19 protein-coding genes, 6 tRNA genes and 2 pseudogenes are annotated in these 25,218 nt (G+C 59.7%); 9 read left to right on the top strand and 18 right to left on the bottom strand.

The window, feature by feature from the left end; all coding sequences use genetic code 11:
* Positions 1 to 15: 15 nt before the first annotated feature.
* The 4 genes from AB4O23_RS23460 to AB4O23_RS23475 all read right to left on the bottom strand — a co-directional run bounded on the left by AB4O23_RS23460 (position 16) and on the right by AB4O23_RS23475 (position 4,749).
* Positions 16 to 1,890 (bottom strand): MFS transporter, encoded by a 1,875-nt coding sequence (locus tag AB4O23_RS23460; protein ID WP_017529790.1) that lies wholly within the window; start codon positions 1,888 to 1,890, stop codon positions 16 to 18.
* Between the two features lie 56 nt (positions 1,891 to 1,946).
* Entirely contained in the window at positions 1,947 to 3,095 is a 1,149-nt protein-coding gene (locus AB4O23_RS23465) for a TDT family transporter (protein WP_135196744.1), read from the bottom strand.
* Positions 3,096 to 3,201: 106 nt separating this feature from the next.
* A complete protein-coding gene (locus AB4O23_RS23470) occupies positions 3,202 to 3,513 on the bottom strand; it encodes a cupin domain-containing protein (RefSeq protein ID WP_068932413.1) in 312 nt (103 codons plus the stop codon).
* A gap of 42 nt (positions 3,514 to 3,555) precedes the next feature.
* Positions 3,556 to 4,749, bottom strand: coding sequence for an MFS transporter (locus AB4O23_RS23475; protein WP_065876926.1), 1,194 nt, complete (start codon positions 4,747 to 4,749; stop codon positions 3,556 to 3,558).
* 91 nt (positions 4,750 to 4,840) lie between these two features.
* Between AB4O23_RS23475 and AB4O23_RS23480 the strand changes: the two genes are divergently transcribed.
* A complete protein-coding gene (locus tag AB4O23_RS23480) occupies positions 4,841 to 5,380 on the top strand; it encodes a TetR/AcrR family transcriptional regulator (RefSeq protein WP_460060816.1) in 540 nt (179 codons plus the stop codon).
* A 133-nt stretch (positions 5,381 to 5,513) separates the two neighbouring features.
* Here AB4O23_RS23480 and AB4O23_RS23485 read toward each other — a convergent pair whose 3' ends face one another.
* From AB4O23_RS23485 to AB4O23_RS23500, 4 genes are all read right to left on the bottom strand, one after another.
* A complete protein-coding gene (locus tag AB4O23_RS23485; RefSeq protein WP_017529785.1) occupies positions 5,514 to 6,293 on the bottom strand; it encodes an ABC transporter permease in 780 nt (259 codons plus the stop codon).
* Positions 6,290 to 7,222, bottom strand: a complete 933-nt coding sequence (locus AB4O23_RS23490) for an ABC transporter ATP-binding protein (protein WP_017529784.1) — start codon at positions 7,220 to 7,222, stop codon at positions 6,290 to 6,292. Before AB4O23_RS23490 ends, AB4O23_RS23485 begins: the two co-directional genes overlap by 4 nt.
* Before the next feature lie 135 nt (positions 7,223 to 7,357).
* Entirely contained in the window at positions 7,358 to 7,975 is a 618-nt protein-coding gene (locus tag AB4O23_RS23495) for a glutathione S-transferase family protein (protein WP_017529783.1), read from the bottom strand.
* A 55-nt stretch (positions 7,976 to 8,030) separates the two neighbouring features.
* The gene (locus AB4O23_RS23500) at positions 8,031 to 8,690 is read right to left on the bottom strand and encodes a transglutaminase-like domain-containing protein (RefSeq protein WP_068932418.1); all 660 of its coding nucleotides are present in this window, start codon (positions 8,688 to 8,690) and stop codon (positions 8,031 to 8,033) included.
* Positions 8,691 to 8,879: 189 nt separating this feature from the next.
* On the opposite strand from AB4O23_RS23500, the gene AB4O23_RS23505 reads away from it, so the two are divergent.
* Both AB4O23_RS23505 and AB4O23_RS23510 read left to right on the top strand, forming a co-directional pair.
* On the top strand, positions 8,880 to 11,327 hold the full coding sequence (locus AB4O23_RS23505) for an acyl-CoA dehydrogenase (protein ID WP_065876925.1): 2,448 nt from the start codon (positions 8,880 to 8,882) through the stop codon (positions 11,325 to 11,327).
* 75 nt (positions 11,328 to 11,402) lie between these two features.
* A complete protein-coding gene (locus AB4O23_RS23510) occupies positions 11,403 to 11,810 on the top strand; it encodes a PA2817 family protein (protein ID WP_065876924.1) in 408 nt (135 codons plus the stop codon).
* Between the two features lie 62 nt (positions 11,811 to 11,872).
* Here AB4O23_RS23510 and AB4O23_RS23515 read toward each other — a convergent pair whose 3' ends face one another.
* The gene (locus tag AB4O23_RS23515) at positions 11,873 to 12,805 is read right to left on the bottom strand and encodes a LysR family transcriptional regulator (protein ID WP_065876923.1); all 933 of its coding nucleotides are present in this window, start codon (positions 12,803 to 12,805) and stop codon (positions 11,873 to 11,875) included.
* Between the two features lie 88 nt (positions 12,806 to 12,893).
* Between AB4O23_RS23515 and AB4O23_RS23520 the strand changes: the two genes are divergently transcribed.
* The 3 genes from AB4O23_RS23520 to AB4O23_RS23530 all read left to right on the top strand — a co-directional run bounded on the left by AB4O23_RS23520 (position 12,894) and on the right by AB4O23_RS23530 (position 17,333).
* Positions 12,894 to 13,520: an alanyl-tRNA editing protein gene (locus AB4O23_RS23520; protein ID WP_017529778.1), complete on the top strand. Its 627-nt coding sequence runs from the start codon at positions 12,894 to 12,896 to the stop codon at positions 13,518 to 13,520.
* A gap of 125 nt (positions 13,521 to 13,645) precedes the next feature.
* Positions 13,646 to 15,385, top strand: coding sequence for a dipeptidase (locus tag AB4O23_RS23525; protein WP_068932421.1), 1,740 nt, complete (start codon positions 13,646 to 13,648; stop codon positions 15,383 to 15,385).
* A 208-nt stretch (positions 15,386 to 15,593) separates the two neighbouring features.
* Entirely contained in the window at positions 15,594 to 17,333 is a 1,740-nt protein-coding gene (locus AB4O23_RS23530) for a dipeptidase (RefSeq protein WP_017529776.1), read from the top strand.
* 70 nt (positions 17,334 to 17,403) lie between these two features.
* On the opposite strand, the gene AB4O23_RS23535 is transcribed toward AB4O23_RS23530, so the two are convergent.
* From AB4O23_RS23535 to AB4O23_RS23560, 6 genes are all read right to left on the bottom strand, one after another.
* Positions 17,404 to 17,479: transfer RNA gene (locus tag AB4O23_RS23535), tRNA-Gly, on the bottom strand.
* 3 nt (positions 17,480 to 17,482) lie between these two features.
* Positions 17,483 to 17,558 (bottom strand) — tRNA-Glu (locus AB4O23_RS23540).
* Positions 17,559 to 17,663: 105 nt separating this feature from the next.
* Positions 17,664 to 17,739, bottom strand: a tRNA-Gly gene (locus tag AB4O23_RS23545).
* Between the two features lie 3 nt (positions 17,740 to 17,742).
* Positions 17,743 to 17,818 (bottom strand) — tRNA-Glu (locus AB4O23_RS23550).
* Positions 17,819 to 17,923: 105 nt separating this feature from the next.
* Positions 17,924 to 17,999: transfer RNA gene (locus tag AB4O23_RS23555), tRNA-Gly, on the bottom strand.
* Between the two features lie 3 nt (positions 18,000 to 18,002).
* Positions 18,003 to 18,078: transfer RNA gene (locus AB4O23_RS23560), tRNA-Glu, on the bottom strand.
* Positions 18,079 to 18,436: 358 nt separating this feature from the next.
* Between AB4O23_RS23560 and AB4O23_RS23565 the strand changes: the two genes are divergently transcribed.
* The gene (locus tag AB4O23_RS23565) at positions 18,437 to 19,207 is read left to right on the top strand and encodes a hypothetical protein (protein ID WP_026067464.1); all 771 of its coding nucleotides are present in this window, start codon (positions 18,437 to 18,439) and stop codon (positions 19,205 to 19,207) included.
* A 120-nt stretch (positions 19,208 to 19,327) separates the two neighbouring features.
* Positions 19,328 to 20,140 (top strand): alpha/beta fold hydrolase, encoded by an 813-nt coding sequence (locus AB4O23_RS23570; protein WP_137220342.1) that lies wholly within the window; start codon positions 19,328 to 19,330, stop codon positions 20,138 to 20,140.
* A 36-nt stretch (positions 20,141 to 20,176) separates the two neighbouring features.
* Here the strand turns inward: AB4O23_RS23570 and AB4O23_RS23575 are convergent.
* Positions 20,177 to 20,488: pseudogene (locus AB4O23_RS23575) on the bottom strand (methyl-accepting chemotaxis protein); the annotation flags it as partial.
* A 53-nt stretch (positions 20,489 to 20,541) separates the two neighbouring features.
* Between AB4O23_RS23575 and AB4O23_RS23580 the strand changes: the two are divergent.
* Complete coding sequence (locus AB4O23_RS23580; protein ID WP_015372597.1) at positions 20,542 to 21,801, top strand: IS256 family transposase; 1,260 nt, start codon at positions 20,542 to 20,544, stop codon at positions 21,799 to 21,801.
* A gap of 68 nt (positions 21,802 to 21,869) precedes the next feature.
* Here the strand turns inward: AB4O23_RS23580 and AB4O23_RS23585 are convergent.
* Together AB4O23_RS23585 and AB4O23_RS23590 are read right to left on the bottom strand one after the other, a co-directional pair.
* Positions 21,870 to 23,525: pseudogene (locus AB4O23_RS23585) on the bottom strand (methyl-accepting chemotaxis protein); the annotation flags it as partial.
* A 114-nt stretch (positions 23,526 to 23,639) separates the two neighbouring features.
* Complete coding sequence (locus tag AB4O23_RS23590; protein ID WP_017530385.1) at positions 23,640 to 25,052, bottom strand: aminotransferase-like domain-containing protein; 1,413 nt, start codon at positions 25,050 to 25,052, stop codon at positions 23,640 to 23,642.
* Positions 25,053 to 25,218: the final 166 nt, after the last annotated feature.

Genomic DNA, 25,218 nt, shown 5'->3' on the forward strand with positions numbered 1-25,218 from the left:
CCAACCCATGCAGGGCTACCGGACACTCCCCCGCAAACCGCCCACCACAGCCTGCAACTGCACAGGCGTTGCAGCCTGCGCGGCAATCGGCTCCCCGGCCACCAACACCACCCGCGACCAAATCCGGTGGAAAAACCCCTTGTTTGGATCGCGACTGAAGAAACTTCCCCACAGCCCCTGCAACGCCATCGGGATCACCGGCACCGCCGTCTCTTCCAGAATGCGTGTCACCCCGCCACGAAACTCATTCATCTCGCCATCGGCGGTCAGCTTGCCTTCCGGGAAGATGCACACCAGTTCGCCGTCCTTCAGGTACTGCGCAATCCGTGTGAAGGCCTTTTCGTAGATCTGGATGTCTTCATTGCGCCCGGCAATCGGAATCGCGCCGGCGGTGCGGAAGATAAAATTAAGTACCGGCAGGCGGTAGATCTTGTAGTACATGACAAAACGAATCGGCCGACGCACTGCGCCGCCAATCAACAATGCATCGACAAACGACACGTGATTGCACACCAGCAACGCCGCGCCTTCATCAGGAATGGCCTGCAGGTTGCGATGTTCCACCCGGTACATGGAATGGCTGAGCAGCCAGATCATGAAACGCATGGTGAACTCGGGGACGATCTTGAAGATGTAGGTGTTGACCGCGACGTTGAGCAGCGACACCACCAGGAACAGTTCGGGGATCGACAGCTTGGCCACGCTCAGCAGCACGATCGACACAATCGCCGACACCACCATGAACAGCGCGTTGAGGATGTTGTTGGCGGCAATCACCCGTGCGCGCTCGTGCTCGGCGGTACGCGACTGGATCAGCGCATACAGCGGCACGATATAGAAACCGCCGAACACCCCCAGGCCGAGGATATCGAACAACACCCACCACGCCTGGCCGACACTGAGCACCGCCAGCCAGTCGTTGGCCTGGATGTTCTGCACGAAGCCGCCGGAATGCCACCACAGCAACAGGCCGAACACCGTCAGGCCGAATGAGCCAAAGGGCACCAGGCCGATTTCCACCTTACGCCCGGAAAGTTTCTCGCAGAGCATCGAACCGAGGGCGATACCCACCGAAAACACGGTGAGGATCAACGTCACCACGGTTTCGTCGCCATACAACCACTCTTTGGCGTACGCGGGGATCTGCGTCAGGTAGATCGCCCCGACGAACCAGAACCATGAGTTGCCGACGATCGAGCGCGACACCGCCGGCGTCTGGCCCAGGCCCATGCGCAAGGTGGCCCAGGACTGGGTGAAGATGTTCCAGTCCAGGCGCAGCTGCGGGGTCGACGCCGCCGCACGGGGAATGCTGCGACTGGCCAGGTAACCCAGCACCGCGACGCCAACAATCGCCACGGACACCACAGGCGCATAGTGGGCGGACGACATCATCACTCCCGCACCGATAGTGCCGGCCAGAATAGCCAGGAAGGTGCCCATTTCCACCAAGCCGTTGCCGCCCACCAACTCGTCGTCGTGCAGGGCCTGGGGCATGATCGAATACTTGACCGGGCCGAACAGCGCCGAGTGCGTGCCCATGGCAAACAGCGCCAGCAGCATCAGCTCCAGATGGTTGGTCAGGAAGCCTGTGGCGCCCACGGCCATGATCACGATCTCGCCGATCTTGATCGCGCGGATCAGCGCATCCTTGTTGAATTTCTCGCCAAACTGCCCGGCCAACGCCGAGAACAGGAAAAACGGCAGGATAAACAGCAGCGCGCACAGGTTGACCCAGATAGAGCGGTCACCGTCGATGGTGAGCTTGTAGAGAATGGCCAGGATCAACGACTGCTTGAAGATGTTGTCGTTGAAAGCGCCCAGCAACTGGGTAACGAAGAACGGCAAAAAGCGCCGTGTGCGCAGCAAGGTAAATTGCGAGGGGTGGCTCATCGTCCGTGTTCCTGCGTGGCCTTTATTTATCAGGCCACGACTTTACCTAATCGCGCTTACTTATTCCCTAATCCTGCAATGCAGGGTGAAACAAAAAGCTCACCTTTGTAGGCGCCTTGCACGGTGCGCTTGGCGACAACCCACCACATCAGCGCCAAGGCCGCTACCAACACGCAGCCCATTACGCCGAAGAAGCCCAGGTGCAGCACGGCTGCCAGTTTCAGCGTAGCCAGGGCATACACCCCCAATGGGAAGGTAAACCCCCACCAACCGAGGTTGAACGGGATACCGGCGCGCAAGTAACGCAGGGTGATCAGCACCGCGATCAGCATCCACCACAGGCCGAAGCCCCACAGGGTGATACCCGCGATCAGGCCAAGGCCGCCGGCAATTTCACCGACGCCGGGCAAGCCATTGGCGGCAAAGATGACGGGAGCATCGCCGCCCAGCAACAACATCCCAAGGGCCCCGGTGCCGATGGGACCGAGCGCCAGCCAACTCGACGCGGCCATATTGGCGTGGGGCAATTTATGCAGGGCCATGCGCAGCATCAGGATAGTCAGGATGCTGAACGCCACCGGCAGGGAAAACGCCCATAGCACGTAGCTGGTCACCAGCATCACCAATTGCCCATGGGCATCTGCCAGGTGTGGCGCGAGCAAGCCACCGCTGGCTGCGGCGACTTCAGCGGCGACTACAGGCAGCAGCCACACGGCGGTCATCTGGTCGATGCTGTGTTCCTGACGGGTAAACATCATGAACGGGATCAGCACACCGCAGGCCAGCGCCATGGCCACGTCCAGCCACCACAGCGCTTCGGCCAGCGGAATCACATCGGCACCCCAGCGCGGCAGGCCGAACAGCAACAAGCCGTTAAGAATGGTTGCCAGGCCCATGGGAATGGTGCCGAAAAACATCGAAACCGTGGAATGCCCGAAGATCCGGCGCGCCTCGTGAAAAAACATCACCCACCGCGCCGCATACAAAACGCTGAACAGCAGGAACAGGCCAATGGTCAACAGCCAAAGCCCTTCGGCGAGCGCCTGCACACCTGGCAGAGTGACGGGCAACTGCGCCAAGGCCAGCGCCAGCACCCCGGTGCCCATGGTCGCGGCAAACCAGTTGGGGGTGAACTGGCGAATCACTTCCCGAGGGCGGGTCAGGTGGCTGAAGGGTTTGAAGCGGGCAGTAGTCGAGCAGGTCATGATGGCAATCCTCTTCCTCGCATGAGGGTGGGACCATGGTAGAACCTGATCGAATATCTATATAACGGGTAATATCTCTAACTGTTATCTATTTTGCCGATAAGCGCTAAACACTGCCCTCGCTTTCTATCACCAGAATTCGCGCAGGGCCCTGGGGATGAGCCACGTGCTCGGTGCCGACGCTGGCGTAGAAAATATCCCCCACCGCCAGCTCCGCCACCTGCTCCAACCCATGGTCGCGGTAGTACATGTTTACCCGCCCATCCAGCACCACAAACACTTCTTCACCGTCGTTGGTGTGCCAGCGATACGGCTGGTCGGTCCAGTGCAAACGGGTGGTGATGCCGTTCATGTTGGCAATATCCAATGCTTCCCAGGCACGGCTGCCGGTGAAGTCCTTGCTGCGGATGATCTTCATGCTTGAATCTCACGGCTTTTTGAATCGGCGATTATTACCGGATCAAGGGCTGGATGTCGCCTTGCGCCTGGAAGAATCCTGCATGAGCAGCGCGACCAAGGCACTGAGTGTCAGCCCGATCAACAGCGCCCCATACGCATCCGTAGTGGCAATTAAACCAACGCTGCGGATCAGATTACCCGCCAACAGTGATGGCACGCAGAACGCCAGGTAACTCAGCACATAGAACGCCGACATCAAACCCGCCCGCTCGTGGGGCAAGGCCAGCGGTACGACGCTGCGCACAGCCCCAAGGAACCCGGTTCCGAAGCCACTGCCGGCGATCAGCGTGGCGACAAAAAATAACGGCAAGCTGCCGGCGTGCACAGCGCTCAGGATCAACGCCACACCCACCGCCAGCAATACAGCCCCCAGGCGCAGGAGCCTGTCGGCCGAGCGATTGCGCAGGCTGTAGATCATCAGCGCTGCGCTCAATGTCAGCACGGCCACCAACCCGCCACCGATCAGATGGGATGTGGAGCCGGTCGCCGCCCGCACCAGCGACGGCGCGAGGGACAGATAAAAACCTCCCATGGCCCATACCGCGACGTCTACCGGCAACGCCACCCATAACGCGCGGCGAGCCTGGGCCGGCACGTGCAAGGTGGGCCACAGCGAGGCCAGCGCTCCCGGTATCCGGCTGACGGTTTCCGGCAAGCGCACTACATACAAGGCTTGTAACAGCATCAGGCTGAACAGCACCGCGTAAATCAAGGTGGTCGGGAACGGTGCAAACTCCACCAGCAGGCTGCATCCCATCGCCCCGCACGCCATCCCCAACATCGGCGCCACACTGTTGATCAGCGGCCCTCGCTGGCGATCGGTATCGAGCAACGCCGCCCCCAGCACCGCCGTGGCCATGCCGGTGGCAAAGCCCTGCAATGTACGCGCGGCAATCAGCCAGGCCACGCTGCTTTCATTGATAAATAGCAGCATCGCCAGCATGTTCAGGACCAGCGCGGCAAAAATCACCGGCCTGCGCCCCAGATGGTCCGACAACGACCCCACGGTCAGCAGCGCCGCCAGCAGGCTCAAGGCGTACACGCCAAAGATCAGCGTGAGCATGCCTGCCGAGAAATGCAGGCCTTCCTGATACAGAGGGTACAACGGCGTCGGCGCGCTGGAGGCGGCCAGGAATGTGAGCAAGGTGATCGCGAGGAACACCAGACTGGAACGATGAGACGTCAGGTTGGGCATGGGCACGCTCCGCTAAAGCTAATATTTTGCTTTTGTGGAGTGTGCGACCGGCCAGCACTTAAAGCAAATTCTTTGTGTTAAGGTCACAAACATGGTGATTAAAGAAGGCCTCCGCCCGGGAGGCCGTAGTGCCCGGGTACAAGAATCCGTTCATTCGGCAATGCGCGAACTGCTGGAGACCCATGAACGCACGAGCGTGACCGTGCCGATGATAGCCGCGCGCGCAGGCGTCACCCCGTCGACCATCTACCGACGCTGGGGCGACCTGTCGGTGCTGCTCGCCGACGTGGCCCTGGCGCGCATGCGCCCCGACAGCGAACCGGCCAACACCGGCAGCCTGCGCGGTGACCTGCAAGCCTGGGCCGAGCAATATCTGGATGAAATGAGTTCGGCGCCGGGGCGCAACATGATGCGTGACGTGCAGTGCAGCGTGACGCCAGGATATTGCGTGAGCATCTTGAGTGGGCAGTTGCAGGCGATTGTCGACCGCTACCCGGACCAGGCGCCACCGAGCGTGGACCGTTTGATCAACCTGCTGGCGGCGCCGACGGTGTTTCGCATTCTGTTTTCAAGCGCACCGTTGGAAGTTGAACAACTGCACGAGCTGATCGAGCTGGCGCTGAAGTCATAAGGCCTCATACAAAACCAAATGTGGGAGGGGCTTGCCCCCGATGGCGGTGTAACAGTCCACATAGTTTTGACTGCGCCACCGCTATCGGGATGTAAGCCCCCTCCCACATTTTTTACCGCGTTCAGATCAGTACTTACGTACGCATCCCACGCCCACTCACCAGCAACCGCGCGCAACCGATATACAACACCACGGTGGCCACGATCATGAAGGTGATCGCCACGCTGATCTTGATATCCGACACACCCAGGATGCCGTAGCGGAAGGCGTTGACCATGTGCAGCACCGGGTTGGCCAGTGACACGGTCTGCCAGAACGGTGGCAGCAAGGTGATGGAATAGAACACGCCGCCCAGGTAGGTCAGCGGCGTCAGCACGAAGGTTGGGATGATCGAAATATCATCGAAGTTGCGTGCAAACACGGCGTTGATAAACCCCAGCAGCGAGAAGATCGTCGCCGTGAGCACCACCACCAGAATCGTCACCCCGAGGTGATGCACTTGCAGCTGCGTGAAGAACAGTGACAACAGCGTCACGATCACCCCGACCATCAAACCGCGCAGCACGCCACCCAAGGTGTAGCCGATCAGAATGGTGTGCGGCGACACCGGCGACACCATCAATTCTTCGATGGAGCGCTGGAACTTGCTGCCGAAGAAACTCGACACCACGTTGCCGTAGGAGTTGGTGATCACTGACATCATGATCAGGCCCGGCACGATGTACTCCATGTAGGTGAAACCACCCATGTCGCCGATCTGCCGACCGATCAGGTTACCGAAGATCACGAAATACAGGACCATGGTGATCGCCGGCGGCAGCAACGTCTGCGGCCAGATCCGGGTAAAGCGCTTCACTTCGCGGTAGACGATGGTTTGCAGCGCAACGAGGTTAGGTTGCAGTTCGGAACTCATACCGCCACCTTCGTCAGATTTTTCTCCACCAGGGACACGAACAACTCCTCAAGGCGATTGGTTTTGTTACGCAGGCTCAGCACTTCGATGTTCTGGGTTGCCAACTGCGTGAACAGCGCGGTAATGCCCATGGCTTTGTCGACCTGGACTTCCAGGGTGTGGCTGTCCACCAGGCGGCTCGGGTAGCCGAGCAGTTGCGGCGGCACCGACAGATTGTTCTTCAGGTCGAGCAGGAAGGTTTCCACATGCAACTGGCCCAGCAGGTTACGCATGCTGGTGTTCTCGACGATGGTGCCGTGGTCGATGATGCCGATATTGCGGCACAGCTGCTCAGCCTCTTCCAGGTAATGGGTGGTGAGGATGATGGTGATGCCCTTCTCGTTCAGCTCGGTGAGGAAGGTCCACATCGAGCGACGCAGCTCGATGTCCACGCCGGCGGTGGGCTCATCGAGGATCAGCAGGCGCGGTTCGTGCACCAGTGCGCGGGCGATCATCAAGCGGCGTTTCATACCACCGGACAGCGAGCGCGAAGGCACATCGCGCTTGTCCCACAGGCCCAGTTGGGTCAGGTATTGCTCGGCGCGCTCCTTGGCGACTTTCATCGGGATGCCGTAGTAACCGGCCTGGGTCACGACGATGTCGAAGGTCTTTTCGAACTGGTTGAAGTTGAATTCCTGGGGCACCACGCCGATAGAGCGCTTGAGCGCCGCCGGGGATTTATCCAGGTCATGACCGAAAATATTCACCGTGCCGCTGGTCTTGTTCACCAGGGTCGAGAGGATACCGATGGTGGTGGATTTACCTGCGCCGTTGGGGCCGAGCAAGGCGAAGAAGTCACCTTCGGCGACGTCCAGATCGATACCACTCAGGGCCTGGAAACCGTTGCCGTAGGTTTTGGTTAGCTGCCGGATGGACAGAGCGGAACTCATATCGGAATACGCACCAAAGAAGGGAATAGAAAGAATAGATGAGGGCGCACCGCAGGTAGTTCAACCCGCGGCGCATGGCGAGCATGGTGCGTGCCCGCGTCGCACAAGTACAGTCACCTGTATTAATAGTCAGTATTAAGTCAACACGGTCATGACCGCTTTGCGATACGCCGGCCGCTGCTGCAGGCGTTGGTACCAGGCCTCTAGATGGGGCATTGCAGGACGTTCGATGGGCATTTCGAACCAGGCATAAATGAAACAGCCCAAGGGGATGTCCCCCATGCCGAAAGCGTCGCCGGACAGGTAAGGCTGCCCGGCGAGGGCCTGCTCGACCGTCTGGAGCGCATCAATGCAGGCTTGGCGTCCTGCGTGGATGGCGTGCCAGTCCTGTTTTTCTGCGGGGGTACGCAATACCCCCCAGAACACGATCTTGAAGGGCTCGGCCAGGGTCGAGGTGGTCCAGTCCATCCACTTTTCGGCATTGGCACGGGCTTGCAGGTCGCTTGGGTAAAACGCCGACGCGTGCTTGGCGCAGAGGTAACGCACAATGGTGTTGGACTCCCACAACGCAAAGTCGCCGTCCTGAATCATCGGCACCCGGCCATTGGGGTTCAGCGCCCGGTACTGCGGGGTATCGACCACACCAAAAGCCCCGCCCGCATCAATTGCCTCATAGTCCAGGCCGAGCTCCTCGGCGCACCACAGTGCTTTCCTGACATTGGATGAATTTTTACGACCCCAGATCTTCAGCATGACCGCGCCTTATTGTGGTGAACATGGCTTGATGAACGCAGCAGCATACGCCGGTTCACCCACGGCTTAAATCGCTCTGCAAGTCGCCCAGCAGGCTCGGCATGTGTTCGGCAAACAGGTGCGGGTAACATTTCTCAATATGGGCGAAGAACATTTCTTCGGGCACATCGGCAAATTGCCCATGGTCCAGCACGTACTCCATCGAACGCTGGCCTTGGCGATTGAACGCATGGAACACGCTGTCGTTAACCCCATCGAATTCCAGCGGCGGCACATCGAATAGCTCACACAATTGCTGATTGAACGCCGGCGTGGCCTTGACCCAGCCACCGTCCAGGTACAGCTCGGTGTAACCGTGCATGGCGAACACATCACTCTTGAGCAACGCGAGCAGACGCGGGGTCGACAGGTGATTACGCACATCCGCCAGGCCGATGCGCGCGGGGATACCGCAATGGCGGGCGCAGGCGGCGAGCAAGGTGGCCTTGGGCACACAGTAGCTCTCGCGGGTAGCCAGGGCGAAGCTGGCGTTCAACGTGCCGGGGTCGCGGCTGAAGGTGTAGGGGTTGTAGCGCACAGCCTCGCGTACGGCGAGATAGAGACTGACTGCCTGGTCACGTAAATTCGCATGGGTTCCGCGGTTTTTTTCGGCGAACTCCACCACCGCAGGGTGGTCACTATCGATGAAGCGGCTGGGACTCAGGTACGTTTCCATGAGCTTTATCTCCAAAGGAAGCCTGAAGTCTAACGACCGGCCTGCCGCAGAGATAACGACGATTCGGCCAAATGTCGGCGCCTGCTGATCGTTGCCTCCCGTACAACTCGTTACACCCCGACCACCGCGCTTTCTAGGATGCCGACTAAGCTCCTTGGTGGTTTCGCCCTGGTTCACGGAGGATTGAATATGCTGTTGTTGTGGATACTGGTTCTGGTGGTCGGCGTTGCTTACCTGGCGCACCGCCGCACGGCGCCCCTGCCCGCCTTGGGCGTGGTTGCCGTTTACTTGTTGGCGATGGGGGCCTGGAGCCATGCACCGGGTTGGCTGCTGCTGATCTTCTGGGTGTTGATCGCCATCGTCGCCGCGCCCTTGTTGCTGCCCGACCTGCGCCGCCAATACTTCACCAAACCACTGTTCAGTTGGTTTCAGAAAGTCCTGCCGCCGATGTCCGAAACCGAGCGCGACGCCATCGACGCCGGCACCGTGTGGTGGGACGGCGAGCTGTTCAGCGGTCGCCCCGACTGGGACAAATTGCTGGCCTACCCCAAGGCCCGATTGACCGAAGAAGAACAGGCCTTCATCGACGGCCCCACCGAAGAACTCTGCGCCATGGTCAGCGACTGGGAAATCGGCCAGGCCATGGACCTGCCGCCCGCCGCCTGGGAGCACATCAAGACCCACGGTTTCTTTGCCCTGATCATCCCCAAGGAATACGGCGGCAAGGGCTTCTCCGCCTACGCCCACTCCCAGGTCGCGATGAAGCTGGCCACACGCAGCGGCGACCTGGCGTCCACTGTGATGGTGCCCAACTCCCTCGGCCCGGCCGAACTGTTGCTGCATTACGGCACCGATGAGCAACGCAACCACTACCTGCCGCGCCTTGCGCGTGGCGACGACATCCCGTGTTTCGCCCTCACCGGCCCGCTGGCGGGCTCCGACGCAGGCGCCATGCCCGACACCGGCGTGATCTGCAAAGGTGAATGGGAAGGCCAGGAAACCCTGGGCCTGCGCCTGAACTGGGAAAAACGCTACATCACCCTCGGCCCGGTCGCGACCTTGCTCGGGCTCGCCTTCAAGGCCTATGACCCGGACCACCTGCTGGGTGAAGAAGAAGACCTGGGCATCAGCCTCGCGTTGATTCCTACCGATACCCCTGGCGTGGAAATCGGCCGTCGCCACCTGCCGCTCGGCGCCGCCTTCATGAACGGCCCCAACTCCGGCAAGGATGTGTTCATCCCCCTGGACTACCTCATCGGCGGCCAGGAAATGCTCGGCAAGGGCTGGATGATGCTGATGAATTGCCTGTCGGTAGGCCGTTCAATTTCCCTGCCGGCGGTCGGCACCGGCGCGGCCAAGTTCACCAGCCTGGTGACCGGCCAATATGCTCAGGTGCGCGAGCAGTTCAATGTGCCGCTGTCGGCTTTCGAAGGAATCCAGGAAGCCCTGGCGCGTATCGGCGGTAACGCCTGGCTGATGGACAGCGCCCGCATGCTCACCGCCAACGCCGTCGACCTGGGCGAGAAACCCTCAGTGCTGTCGGCGATCCTCAAATACCACCTCACCGAGCGCGGCCGCGAGTGCATCAGCCACGCCATGGACGTGCACGGCGGCAAGGGCATCATCATGGGCCCGAACAACTACCTGGGCCGCAGCTGGCAAGGCGCGCCCATTTTCATCACGGTGGAAGGCGCGAATATCCTCTCGCGCAACCTGATGATCTTCGGCCAGGGCGCCATCCGCTGCCATCCGTTCGTGCTCAAGGAAATGGCCCTGGCCGGTCGTGAAGACCACGACCAGGCGCTGAAAGAGTTCGATGGCCTGCTGATGCAGCATATTGGTTTTGCCGTGGGCAACGCTGCCAGCACCCTGGTACTGAATCTCGGCGTTGGGCATTTCGAGAAAGCCCCCGGCAACCGCTTGAGCCAAGGCTATTTCCGTGCACTCAATCGCCAGGCCGCCGCGTTCGCCCTGCTCGCCGACTTGAGCATGATGCTGCTGGGCGGCGAGCTGAAACGCCGCGAACGCCTGTCGGCACGCTTGGGCGATGTGCTGAGCCACATGTACCTGGCGTCGGCGGCGCTCAAGCGTTATTACGACCTGGATTCGCCCGACCATCTGGAACCGCTGTTTGCCTGGGCCATGGAAGAAAGCCTTGGCGAATCGGAACGCGCACTGGATGAACTGCTGAGCAACTTCCCGAACAAGGTGCTCGGCTGCCTGCTGCGGGTGATCGTGTTCCCGTTCGGCCGTCGCCACACCGGGCCGTCGGATGCACTGGATGCCCAAGTGGCTGCGGTGATCGGCCGCGCCAAAGGCGACCCGACCCTGGAAGAATTGCTGGCCGGCTGCTACCGCCCGCAATCGGCGGACGATCCGGTAGGCGCGCTGCAACAGGCTTACGATCTGCTCGGCGCCAGCCATCCGCTGCAGAAAAAACTCCACACCGCGCTGAAAAGCGGCCAGGTCAAACCGGCCGCCGGCGAGCATGCCATTGACGCCGCGCTGCACGCCGGCGTGCTGCAACCGGCCGAAGCGCAGGCCCTGCGTGACGCCGAAGCGGCGCGACGCAAGGTGATCGACGTGGATGATTTCAGCAAGGAAGAACTGAGCCAGGCAGAGGGCAAAACCCGCTGAGTCGAGCGGTCATATAAATACGGGCGCTTGAGCTATATACTCTCGCGCCCGTTTTTGCTTTAGAGGACTTATCTCGTGTCCAACGTCGTTGCCGATCATCTCGTCTTGCTCGACCACCTGCGCAGCATCCTGGTTGCCGTCGGCGAAGCCGAACAGGTGCCCGAGGAAAGCCACACCCTGTTCCTGGAGCGCTTTGACGAATTGCGCGCTCTGCTGCCCATCGACCCGATCGAGAGCCAGTACCTGGGCCAAGACCTGATGAGCCAGGTCATCCTGCGCTACCCGCAAATTGCCCACCTGGTGCCGCGCGACCTGCTGTGGTTCTTTGGCGGCGATTGCCTGCACTTTATGCCCGACGAAGAACTGGACCTGTACCAGGCCCTGGAAGAGCGTCGCTATGAAGCCGAACAGAACGACGAACCGTTCGATTGGAACCAGGAAAAGCAGTTGATGGCGATGCCCCAGGATCAGAGCAAGCACTGATCTGGAGAATGCTGAATTCCAGTCTGTGTGCGAGCACGCCCGCACACATTTCCATTGCGTTTCTACCGTCGACGCAATGTCGGCTCCTTCGCCATGCACTCCACCAGATAGTCGATAAACACCCGCAACTTCGGCGGCAGGTAGCGCGTGGGCGAATGCAGCAACCATGCGTCGCCATGGTAGGACGCAATAAAATCCCACCCTGGCAACACCTGGACCAATCGCCCCTCCTCCAGCGCATGACGCGCCGTAAAGTACGGCAGGCTAGCGATACCCACATGCTGCAACACCGCATCCAGCCGCACGCCGGTGTGATTCGCCACATAGCGCCCGCGCACGCCGACGGTGACGGCCTTGCCGCCCTGACGAAATTTCCAGCGTGAGTCAGCCGGGGTTTCGCCAAGGTAAATGCAACTGTGCTGCAGCAAATCATGGGGATGCGCCGGCGTGCCGTGTTCGGCCAGATAGTGCGGCGTCGCGCAGAGCAAATGCTCGATCGGCAACAACTGTCGCCCCACCAGCCCCGGCGGCGGGCTGTCGGTAATGCGGATGCTCAGGTCGACGTTATCGTCGATCAGGTCCACATGCCGGTCTTCTAGGATTAACTGCACATCCACCTTGGGATAGCGCCGCAGGAACGCCGGCATATGCGGATGCACCACAAACCGCCCCACCGCCTTGGGCACGCTGACCCGCACCAGGCCCTCGGCTTCATGAGTGAACTGGCCACTGACCTCCATTACCGAGCGCGCCGCACTGACCATCTCCTTGCAGCGCTTGAAGACTTCTTCACCGCCTTCGCTCAGGCGCAATTTGCGCGTGGTGCGTTGCAGCAAGCGCGTGGCCAGGGCCTTCTCCAGGCGCGAAATACTGCGGCTCACCGCCGACGGCGAAACGCTCAACTGTCGCGCCGCTTCGGAGAAGCTGCCGGTTTCCACCACTTTGACGAAAATTGCCATTTCGCCCAGTAGCGGCAAAGGAAGATTGATGCTCATGACGCATAGGTCCATTGATAATTGCGCGGATTATCACTCATCGGCGCACTATTTATACTGCCCACAGAACCCTGATGCGGATGTAGAAATGACCGAGCGCCTGTTTTTCACCCATGACCACCTGACCGCCGAACTTGAAGTGATCAGTTGCATACCCCGCGAGGGCCAGTTTGCGGTGATCCTGCGGTCGACGATTTTTCACCCGCAGGGCGGCGGCCAGCCCTTCGACACCGGCCAGCTCGGCGAAAGCAACGTACTGCGCGTGGCCCTTGAGGCCGATTGCGTGGTGCATTACCTCGACCAACCCGTGGCGCCCGGGCCAATCACCGTGCGCGTCGATGCACAACGCCGCGCCCTGCATAGCCGCCTGCATTCGGCCGGGCACTTGATCGGCAACGCTGGTGAAACCCTGGGCTGGAAGCCGATCAAGGCGCACCACTGGCCAGGTGAAGGCAAAATCACCTTTATCCGCGGCGAGGCCGCTCAAGCGATGAATGCCGAAGTGATTCAACAGCAAGTCAACCAATGGATCGCGGCGGACTTCCCACGCCATACGGCCCTGGAAGACGGCACCCGTGAAGTGGGCTTCGGTGAATTGCCCGTCTATGCCTGCGGCGGTACCCACGTGCAAACGCTCAGCGAATTGGGCCAAGTGACGATCCTGGCCTTATCAGAGAAAAAGGGCGCACTGTCGGTGCGTTACACCCTCGATTGAGGGGTGTGGCCATACCCTGGCCAGCCTTGACCATGGCCACCCGAGTAGTGGTAGTGTGTAGAAATGTTTCTGACAGATCGATCAGAAACGCCCTACTCCCACCTTGCAAAGGAATGCTTTCAACAATGCACTTTCCACTCAAGCAATTGGCGGCGGCCACCCTGTTCGCGGCTGGCCTTTCGTTAGTGACCTCGCCCGCCTTCGCTAATATCACGCCGTCACAAAGTACGGCGATTCTCAAACAGTTCAACGAAACGTCCGTCACCGATTTTCGTGGTTTCCTCGGCACCCTGGCCAAGGGCGACCTGGGCAAAACCGATGACGTGGGCCCGGCGATCGGCGCCTTCCTCGATAACCAAACCTTGAGCGCCGACCAGCAAAACGAGATCAACCGCCTGCTGGGCATTTATACGCGGGTGAAATACGGCAAGGCAGCCCTGGAAACCCTGCGCGAGCTGGTGGAAATTCCGACGTTCAATGTGGACGGCGTGCCGCAATACCAAAACCCGGAGTTCCTCAAGATCGCCGACAAGATCCAGGCCCTGGCCAAGACCTTCAACCTGGACTTCCGCAACGTCGATAACCGCGTGTACGAAATCTCGCTGGGAGGCAGCGGCGACGAAGTGGTCGGCATTCACGCACACGCCGACGTAGTGCCGGTGACGCCGGAAAACTGGGTGCTCAAGGACGGCACCAAACTCGACCCGTTCAAGGTCACGTTGATCGGCGACCGCATGTACGGTCGCGGCACCGAGGACGACAAGAACGGCATCGTGGTAGCGATGTACGCGATGAAGGTGATCAAAGAAGAAAAGCTGCCGCTGGCGCGCAACTTCAAGCTGCTGGTGGACACCACCGAGGAGACCTCCGGCGACGCGATCCCTTATTACTTTGAACACAACCCCACACCGCAATACAACCTGGCGCTGGATGGCGGCTACCCGGTGGTGATTGCCGAGAAGGGGTATGGCACCGTCATGGCCACGTTCCCGCGTCGCACGGGCGAAGGCAAAGGTGCAGAAATCGTCGCAATGACGGGCGGCATGGCGACCAACCAGATTCCGTCGGCCTCGGTCGCCACCTTTATCAGCGACACGCCTGCGCAATTGGCGGCCAGCCTGCAAACGGCCGGCACCGAATACGCCAAGCGCAACGGGGGCGACTTCGAGGTCACCGCCAAGGTCGACGGCAAGGACGTCAAACTGACCGTCACCGGTGTGTCGGCCCACTCCTCCGAGCCGGAATCCGGTATCAACCCGGTGGCGCGCATGCTGGAGCTGATCCACAGCGTCGACGGCAAGATCGCCCTCAAGCACAACCACATCACCGACGCTGCGCGGTATGCGTCCGATAACTGGGGCCTGGATTATCTGGGCGGTAAATTGGGCGTGGGTTTCTCCGATGAATTCATGGGGCCATTGACCACCTCACTGACCTTTGTCGGCCTGGATGACAACACTTTCAAGCTGGCGGTGAACCTGCGGGTGCCGAAGGGCAAGTCCCCGGAGAAACTCAAGGCCCAGATCGCCGAGAAGCTGAGCGCCTGGGACAAGCAGACCAAGGTCAACGTGAACTTCACTTACTCGGTCGCCGAGCCGATGTTCCGCAACCCGGAAGGTGAATGGGTGAAGGCCTTGCTCGCGGTAGCCAGTGAAAACCTGGGCATGGAACACAGGTTCGGCACCTCGGCCGGCGCAACCTCGGTGCATGAGCTGCCGAACGGCGTGCAATTCGGCCTGGCGCGGCCGGAGGTGAAGTACACCGGGCATACCGACAATGAGTTCAAGACGGTCGAGCAGTTCTTGCTGGACCTGCAGATCGTCACGGAAATGATGGGGCGTGTGGGGCAGTTGCCGAAACTCTGAAACCTCTGCTCTCACCCATATGAAAACGCCGCTCCCCCTCAGAGCGGCGTTCTTGTCTGGGCAGAACATGCGTAGGAAACCTCCTGTTTTGCTCGACCTCAGCCCCTATGAGTCTTTCAGGCTGCTGTTCGACACCACTTTCCATGGCATTGGGTGCTAGTTTCGACAGGCCTCTCCAACTACCTACGCAGATAGGAGTGCCATAATAATGAACAACCCACTCAAAGCACTGCTCGCCGCCACTGCGCTCGCCGGCAGCCTTTCAACATTCTCCCTGCCCACATACGCCAACATTACCCAGCAGCAGAGTTCAGTCATTCTCTCGACTTTCAGTGAGACATCGTTCACCGATTTTCGTGAGTTCCTGAGACGCCTGGGCACCAGCAGCCTCGCCGTCAGCCAAACACTCGCACCGGCAATCAATGCCTTCCTCGATGCCAAGGACCTTACCAACGAGCAGCAAAACCAGCTTCATCGACTGCTTGGCTTGTATGCACGACTCAAATACCGTGATGCAGCCATCGATACCCTGGGTGAACTGGTGGCCATCCCAACCTTCCGCGTGGAAGGCGTCGCTCAGCATGAAAATCCCGAGTTCCTTCGGTTCGCCTACACCCTCGAACGCATTGCCCGATCGTTCAACCTGACATTTCGCAACGTCGACAACCGCGTATATGAAATATCCTTGGGCGATAGCGGCAACGAGGTCGTGGGAATCCATGCGCATGCCGACGTGGTACCAGCCAATCCAGAGGACTGGGTGCTTGAAGACGGCACACGCCTCGATCCATTCCAGGTTACTCAGGTAGGTAACCGCCTGTATGGCCGAGGCACGGAGGATGACAAAAACGGGATCGTCGTGGCGCTATATGCAATGAAAGTCATCAAGGAAGAACAACTGCCGCAGGTACGCAGTTTCAAACTACTGGTGGATACCACCGAGGAGATCGCCGGCGATGCGATCGCCTACTACTTTTCACGCAACCCAACCCCCAACTACAACATCGCACTCGATGGCGGCTATCCCGTGGTGATCGCCGAGAAGGGCTACGGCACGCTAGTTACCCATTTCCCCCGGCGCGACGCACAGGGCAAGGGCGCCGAAATCACCTCCGTGACGGGAGGACTTGCCGCGAACCAGATCCCGCGGACGGCCGTCGCGACTTTTGCCGATGACAACCCGGCACAATTGGCGGCCGTCCTGCAAAAGACTGGCGCCGACTATGCCAAGGGCAATGGCGGCGACTTCGAGGTGACCGCCGAGGTCGTCGGCAAGGACGTCAAGCTAACGGTTACGGGGGTTGCGGCCCATTCCTCGGAACCCGAGTCAGGTGTAAACCCCGTCGCCAGGATATTGGGCCTGATCCACGAGTTGGCGGGAAAAATCGCCCTCAAGCGCAACCACATCACTGACGCAGCGCGCTACGCCACCGACAACTGGGGCCTGGATTATCTGGGCAACAAACTGGGGATTGGCTTTACCGATACATTCATGGGGCCACTGACCACCTCCTTGACCTATATCGGTATGGACGAAAGAGCTTTCACCGTGACGGTCAATCTGCGAGTGCCGAAGGGCAGGGCCACAGAAGTACTCAAAACCGATATCGATGAAAAGCTGCAAGCCTGGAGCCAACAGACCGGGGTGGCGATGACCATCGATTGCTCGATTGCCGAGCCGATGCACCGCAACCCCGAGGGTGAATGGGTCAAAGCATTGCTGGCCGTGGCCACCGAGAACCTTGGCATGGAGCCCAAATTCGGCGCGTCCGCAGCCGCTACATCGGTCCATGACCTGCCCAACGGCGTGCAATTCGGCCTTGCCAGACTCGATACCAAATATACCGGCCACACCAACGGTGAATTCAAAACAGTCGACCAGTTCCTCCTGGATTTGCAGAACGTGACCGAGATGATGGGGCGAATCGGGCAAATGCCCAAGCTCTGACGACGAGGTCTTTATAAATCAAGCACAAACAAAAACGCCGATCATCACTGATCGGCGTTTTTGTTGAATATGGAGCGGGAAACGAGACTCGAACTCGCGACCCCGACCTTGGCAAGGTCGTGCTCTACCAACTGAGCTATTCCCGCAAATGGCGTCCCCTAGGGGACTCGAACCCCTGTTACCGCCGTGAAAGGGCGGTGTCCTAGGCCACTAGACGAAGGGGACACGCTACTGAAACACATGGTGTGTATCTCAGTGCCCAGAGGCCTCGCCCGAAGACGCGGCCCTGGTTTCACTCAATGTCGCCCAAAGGCAACACTGCTTAAAATTTGGAGCGGGAAACGAGACTCGAACTCGCGACCCCGACCTTGGCAAGGTCGTGCTCTACCAACTGAGCTATTCCCGCAAATGGCGTCCCCTAGGGGACTCGAACCCCTGTTACCGCCGTGAAAGGGCGGTGTCCTAGGCCACTAGACGAAGGGGACACGCTACTGAAACACATGGTGTGTATCTCAGTGCCCAGAGGCTTCGCCCGAAGACGTGGCCCTGGTTTCACTCAATGCCGCCCAAAGGCAACACTGCTTAAAAATTGGAGCGGGAAACGAGACTCGAACTCGCGACCCCGACCTTGGCAAGGTCGTGCTCTACCAACTGAGCTATTCCCGCATATGGCGTCCCCTAGGGGACTCGAACCCCTGTTACCGCCGTGAAAGGGCGGTGTCCTAGGCCACTAGACGAAGGGGACACACGTACAACATTCACTACTCAACGCGTTTTGCTGTGTGCTTTACGCTTTAAGTGGCGCGCATTCTATGGATGGATTGGTAGATCGTCAACCCCCAAGGATAAATTTATTAAAATCAATGACTTCGCCTGCGTTTGCAGGCTTTCATGGGCATTCTGCCCGTCCAGGCCTTGGCGCCTATATTCTGGCGCACGACAAGACGTTATAGTTCGCTCAAGCAAATGATGGCAATGTGCATCCATGCAGGGAGCGCGTACCTATATAGAAGAAACTACCTGGGCAATTGGTCGATCAGTCCTATCCGATAGCTGGCCCAGTCACTACACTCCACTGTAAACCCTATAAAGAGGTCACACCGGTGACACCACTCATGATCACCCTGCTGGTAATAGCCGGGATCGCAATACTGATCGCCATTGGCTACATGAACCACGTGGTGGAAAACAACAAGCTGGAAAAACAACGCACCGTGATCGAGCTCAACGATCGCATGCGTCGTTGCGGTGAAATCACCGAGACGTTCCCTGGCCAATTCATGACCCCGGCGCTCAAACTGTTGTTGACCCGCCTGGAGCTCAACGTCAACCAGCGCCTGTTAAACCTCAACAAGACCAGCGCAGCTCACAAGGCGCGCATCACCGAGTTGAGCGCGCTGGTGGCCCAGGGCGAGTCCATTCCGGTAAACAACCCACCCACGCCGATCCAGACCGAAGCCAAGGCCAAGGACGTACGCTTTTTGCTCGAAGCCCTGCATGGCCAGGTCACTCGCGCCGCCCAGGACGGTTTCCTGCCGGCAAACGAAGCCAAGCACTGGATCAAGGAAATTCGCCATATCCTGGTGCTGCTGCACATCGAGTTCTTCAATAACCTCGGCCAGCACGCCTTGCAGCAGGGTCAGCCGGGCCAGGCGCGCCTGGCCTTCGAGCGCGGCGCGCAATACCTGCGCAAGCAACCGGAGCCTGTGCTCTATAGCGCGCAGCTGCAGCAGCTGGAAGCCCAACTGGCGCGTACCAACGCTACCGTGCTGGCCAACAGCCAACAGACGATAGAAGAAGCCAGCGAATTGACCGAGGGCATGAAAGAGGTCGAGGCCGACGCCGAGTGGAAAAAGAAAGTCATCTACGACTGACCAAGCCTCCCCTCGTGGTGAGCCCTGCTCACCACGAGATGCCATCACTTTGCACCTATCCCCATGCCCAAGACTCGCGTAAAAACATGCCCCTCACTCCGTGAAGTTAGAGGTCGTGCCATGCCTGTCGCCGTGATTGATGGACAACCGCTGCACTATATCGACCAGGGCACAGGCCCCGTGGTCCTGCTGGGGTCAAGCTACCTGTGGGACCGCCATATGTGGGCACCGCAGATCGAGGCCCTGTCGCAACAGTACCGCGTCATCGTTCCCGAGCTGTGGGGGCATGGCGAATCGGGCCCGCTGCCCACGCACACCCACTCCCTCGACGACCTTGCGCGCCAGGCCCTGGCGCTGCTGGATCAGTTGGACATCGCGCAAATCAACCTGGTTGGCCTTTCGGTGGGGGGCATGTGGGGCGCGCGTCTCGCATTCTTGGCGCCCGAGCGCATCAACAGCCTGGTGCTGATGGACACCCACCTCGGGGCCGAACCCGAAGCCACGCGCCAATACTACTTCTCGCTGTTCAAGATGATCGAAGACGCCGGCGCCATTCCTGAGCCGTTGCTGGATGTGATTGCCCCCATCTTCTTTCGCCCGGGTATAGACCGCGAGTCGGCGCTGTATCAGGATTTTCGCTCGTCGCTGCAAGGCTTCCCACGGGAACGCCTGCTGGACAGTATCGTGCCATTGGGCCGCCTGATCTTCAGTCGCGAGGATGTACTCAAGCAACTGCCGAGCCTGGACCGCGACACCACATTGGTGATGTGCGGCGAGCAGGACAAGCCGCGCCCCCCGCACGAGTCCGAGGAAATGGCCGAACTGATCGGCTGTACCCTGACATTGATTCCAGACGCCGGGCATATCAGCGCACGGGAAAACCCGGACTTCGTCAACGAAGCCCTGCTGACCTTCCTCGCCAACCACGCCTGACCACCCTCGCCTTTGCTCACCGCTCCCCGGCGGCGATCAGAGGCGGAAGTGCCCCACCATCCCCTTGAGCTGCGCCCCCAACTGCGCCAGTTGGATGCTGGACGCGGCGTTACCCTGCATGCTCAACGCCGACTGATCGGCGCTGGCACGGATACTGGTGACACTGCGGTTGATCTCTTCGGCCACCGAGCTTTGCTCTTCGGCCGCGGCGGCGATCTGCTGGTTCATCTGTTGAATCAATGACACCGCCGCCGCGATGCTGCCCAAGGCACTTTCTGTTTCCAGGGCATCACTGACCGCCAACTTCACCAGTTCGCCACTTTGCTGGATCTGTTGCACCGACGACTGGGGCCTGTCATAAATTTTGTGTTCGGGCATAACATGTTGATAGAGGTGCATGTATGCCGACCAAAAAGAAACCGGCCCGTGAGGCCCCGCGAGACCTTCCATCCATTCCCCAAGAGCTGATCGACCAGTTCGTCAGCGGCCCGATGAGTGCCGAAGCCATTCAGGATGCCTCGATGGCGTTCAAAAAGGCGCTGATCGAGCGAGCTCTTGGTGCCGAGTTGGGCCACCACCTTGGCTACCCTCAGGGCGCGGAGCGCCCTGAGGAATCGAGTAACCAGCGCAACGGCAAGAGCGGAAAAACGGTGCTAACCGATGACGGTCCGCTGCGTTTGGACATTCCCAGAGACCGTGATGGAAGCTTTGCTCCGATTCTGATCCCCAAACACGAACGGCGTTTTACCGGCTTCGATGACAAGATTATCGCGATGTATGCCCGAGGCATGACGGTTCGCGAAATCCGGGCGTTTCTCTCTGAACAGTACGGAACAGACGTCTCTCACGATTTCATCAGCTCAGTCACTGACGCAGTGTTGGAGGAGGTTACCGCCTGGCAACAGCGACCGCTTGAACCGATGTACCCGGTAATTTTCTTCGATGCATTGCGAGTCAAAATTCGCGACGAAGGCCTGGTTCGCAACAAAGCGATCTACTTGGCACTGGGAGTATTGCCGGACGGAACGCGAGATATTCTGGGCATTTGGATTGAAACAACCGAAGGCGCCAAATTTTGGATGAAGGTCTTTAACGACCTGAAAACCCGAGGCGTCGAAGACGTCTTGATCGCCGTAACTGACGGTCTCAAAGGCATGCCCGAAGCGCTGAGTGCTGTGTTTCCTGAGACGACGTTGCAGACCTGCATCGTCCACCTGATCCGTAACAGCCTCGATTACGCCCCGTGGGATAAGCGCCGTGAGCTGGCCAAGGCACTGAAACCGATCTATCAAGCACTCAATGCTGACGCCGCAGAACAAGCGCTACTGGCTTTCGAAGCCGGGCCTTGGGGTAAGCAATATCCGACAGTCGTATCGGCTTGGAAACGTGCTTGGGATCGAGTTATACCGTTCTTCGTGTTTCCCCCGGCAATACGCAAAGTGATCTACACAACCAATGCCATCGAGAGTATCAATGCCCAGTTGCGCAAGGTCATCAAAACGCGAGGCCACTTCCCAACGGATGAGGCCGCGACAAAGCTAATCTGGCTGGCATTACGAAATATCACCGCGAACTGGGGCAGTGCGGCTCATGATTGGAAGAACGCAATGAATCAATTTGCGATTCTGTACGGAGATCGATTTATCAGGCCGACCTGGTAAAGATAGGGCCTGCCTGACGGCAGGCCTTAACCGGCCCGAACACAAAAAATCTGACACTCTCACGACTGCGCCGCGCTGCGCAAGGTGCTGACCAGCCTCTCGATTTCTTCGGTCGATTGCTGAGTCCGCTTGGCCAGCGCCCGGACCTCATCGGCGACCACGGCAAAGCCACGGCCTTGCTCACCTGCACGGGCGGCCTCGATGGCTGCGTTCAAGGCCAGCAGGTTAGTCTGCTCGGCCACGCTCTTGATGACGCTCAACACCGTGCCGATGTTCTGGATTTCGGCGCTGAGGCTTTGGATGCTGGCACTGGCACTGGTGCTCGAATTGGCCAGCAACTCGATGCGCTGCAAACTCTGGCGGACCACTTGTTGGCCGCTGTCAACCTTGTCGTCCGCCGTCTGCGCGGCTTGCGCGGCCTCTTCGGCATTGCGCGCCACGTCGTGCACGGTAGCGGTCATCTGGTTCATCGCCGTGGCCACTTGCTCGGTTTCTTCCTTCTGGCTGCTGACCTCGACATTGGTCTGCTCGGTGACGCTGGACAACGAATGCGCCGAGCTGGCCAATTGCTCAATGCCAGCTTGCAGCCCACTGACCATATCGCTCAAGCCGTTCCCCATCTGTTGCATCGCCTGCATCAACTGCCCGATTTCATCCCGGCGGCTGACCTCCATGCGCCCACTCAGATCACCGGCTGCGATTTGCTGCGCCACCGCGATCACACTGCGCAGCGGCGCGACGATCAGGCGCGTAATCACCCAGGCCGCAATCAACCCCACCAGCAACGCCAACGCCGACGACCCGATGATCAACATCGCGCTTTTCTTCAGTTGTGCCCGCATCGACACATCTTCAGCGTCATAGGCCTGGTTGACCCGGCTGACCACTTGGTCGGCCCGATCATGCAACTGTTTGTAGACGACCTTTTCCTGCGCCAGCAGGCCGGTGTATTCGCCCAGTTTCTCGCTGAAGGCGGCGATATGCCCCGAGACTTCGCCGAGTACCGTCTGGTAGCCAGGGTCCTTGACCGCGGTTTTCAGCTGTTCCACCTGAGCCAGGGCTTGATCGGCCTGCTCGATCTTGCCTTGCTCGGCGTCATCCGCATCGACCCTGCGGCTCTGGTCCAGGCGCACGTGGGCTTCGTTCATGGCCTGCAGCATCAAACGCGAGACCTGACTGACCTGGCCGGCCTGCTCGATAAACTCGGCGCCCTCCTTGCCTTGGCTTTCCTTGAGACCATAGGCGCCGTCGTCCGCCAGCCCGGCCTGCAACACGTCGAGGTTATTGGCCACACTGGACACCGACCAACTGGCCATTTCCAGGGCCAGGTCCTTGGTCTGGGTCAGTTCGACAAACTCGTCGAACGCCTTGCGGTAGGCGGCCAGAGCCTGCTCTACATCCGTCATCACCGGCACATTCGCCGCAGACTGGGCCTTGAGGCTGGCCGCCTGCGCGGCCAGGGCATCGATACTTTCATGCAAGGCATCGACCGCCTTGGGGTCGGCATGCAATGCATAGTCCTGCTCGATCAAGCGCACCTTGAACAAACCGCTGTTGAGCGACGACATGGCCTTGAGGTCTTCGAAACGCTGACCAACGGTTTGCAATGACCACACGCCGATAGCCGCTACCAAGGCCGTCAGCAGCAGCACCAGAGTGAATCCAAGAGCCAGTTTTTTCGCCATACCGAGGTTGGCGAAACGTCGTTGCACGCCCGAAATCATTGCACGTGATCCTCTTGCAATGGCAGATGCCATCAAGCCCGATTGACAAGACACGAGATTCGCAACGACCAGGCCATCAACACAAGGCGTCGGCGCCACAATAATGGCAAAAAGCTACACGATCGTCGTTTTCAGGATGGTCGAGGTCGATCTGGCAGGTGCCATGGCACGGAACAAGGCCAAGGCCCGCTGATCAGCAGCATAGGCCACATTTATACGCAGCCACTCACTGTGTTCACCGGTCGGGCTGAACAGCGCCCCAGGCGACAGCAGCACCCCCAGCCGTCGGGCACAGGCTTGTAGCCGCGACAGCTCACTCTCGGCCGGTCGCGCCCATAACAACATGCCGCCGGCGGGCACGGCGAACACCTCCCATTCTTCGTCCTCCAGCACTTGCAACGTGGCGGTCATTTCCGTGCGCAGCCGCTTGCGCAAGCGCTGCACCCACTTGCGGTACGTACCATTGGCCAGCAGCGCGGCGACCACTGCTTCGGCAAACCGCGAAGTGCCGAAACCGGTCAACGTCTTGAGGCTGACCAACTGCGCGATGATCGCCGCGCTGGCACAGAGGTAGCCCACGCGCAACGCGCTGCTCAGGGTCTTGGAAAAACTTGCGATGTAGATCACGCGATCGCCATGGGGCAGCGCCGAAAGCCGTGTGCAGCTGGCGTGCTGCAGATCCCCGTAGACGTCTTCTTCAATGATCAGGAAGTTGTCGCGATGGGCCAGCTCCAGCAAGCGCTCGGCCACCGCCCGACCGAGGCTGGTCCCGGTGGGGTTGTGATACAGGCTGTGAATGAACAGGCATTTGGGGCGATGCTGCTGCAACAGCGTTTCCAGCGCCGGCAGGTCCGGGCCGCCTCGGGTGCGCGGCACTTCCAGCAGGTGCACGCCCTGGAACGCCAATTGCCGATAGAGGTTGCCATACCCCGGCGTTTCCACCACCACGCTGTCACCGGCCCGAAGTAACGTGCGTATCAACAGGTCCTGGGCATGGCTGGCGCCTGCGGTCGTGAGGATGCGATCAAGGCTGGTGGCGATGTGAACCCGGGTAAGGTGCTTGAGCAGTTGCTCGCGCAGCACGGGCAAACCCAACGGGGTGCTGTAGTTGAACAGGCCCGCCGTGTCGGAGCGGGTGACTTCACGAATGGCATAACTGATGTCATCGCTTTCATGCCAGGTATCCGGCAGCCAGCCGCAGCCGAGTTTAAGCTCGCCCACGGGGTTATCGGCAAACGCCCCCCAATCGCGCTCCGCGCCCTCATACCAGTGGCCCTCGTGCGAGACAGGCGGCTGGGCCACCACAAACCCCGAGCCCTGCCTCGGTGCCAGCAACCCTTGAGCGACCATCCGCTCGAAGGCCTCGATGACGCTGGATTGGCTAAGCAGGTTATCCAGGGCCACCTGCCGGATGGACGGCAGGCGCGTGCCGGGACTCACCCCGTCCTTGCGGATCCATTGCGCCACCGCGCTGACGATTTGCTGCACCACCGGTACAAGGGCTTGTCGATCGATCCCTAAATCCATGAGCCACTCACTTCAACTGTCTGATTTCAACCCGAAGAGTTAAGCACAGAAGCCCGTAGTGGCCGGCGGCAAAAATCTATTAAATTATTGATTTTATTAGCTTATTTACCTAATGATACACATTCGATCACAGCGTTTTGCCAGCTTTGGAAAAGCCCCACAGCAC

Source organism: Pseudomonas sp. H2_A10, assembly GCF_054680085.1.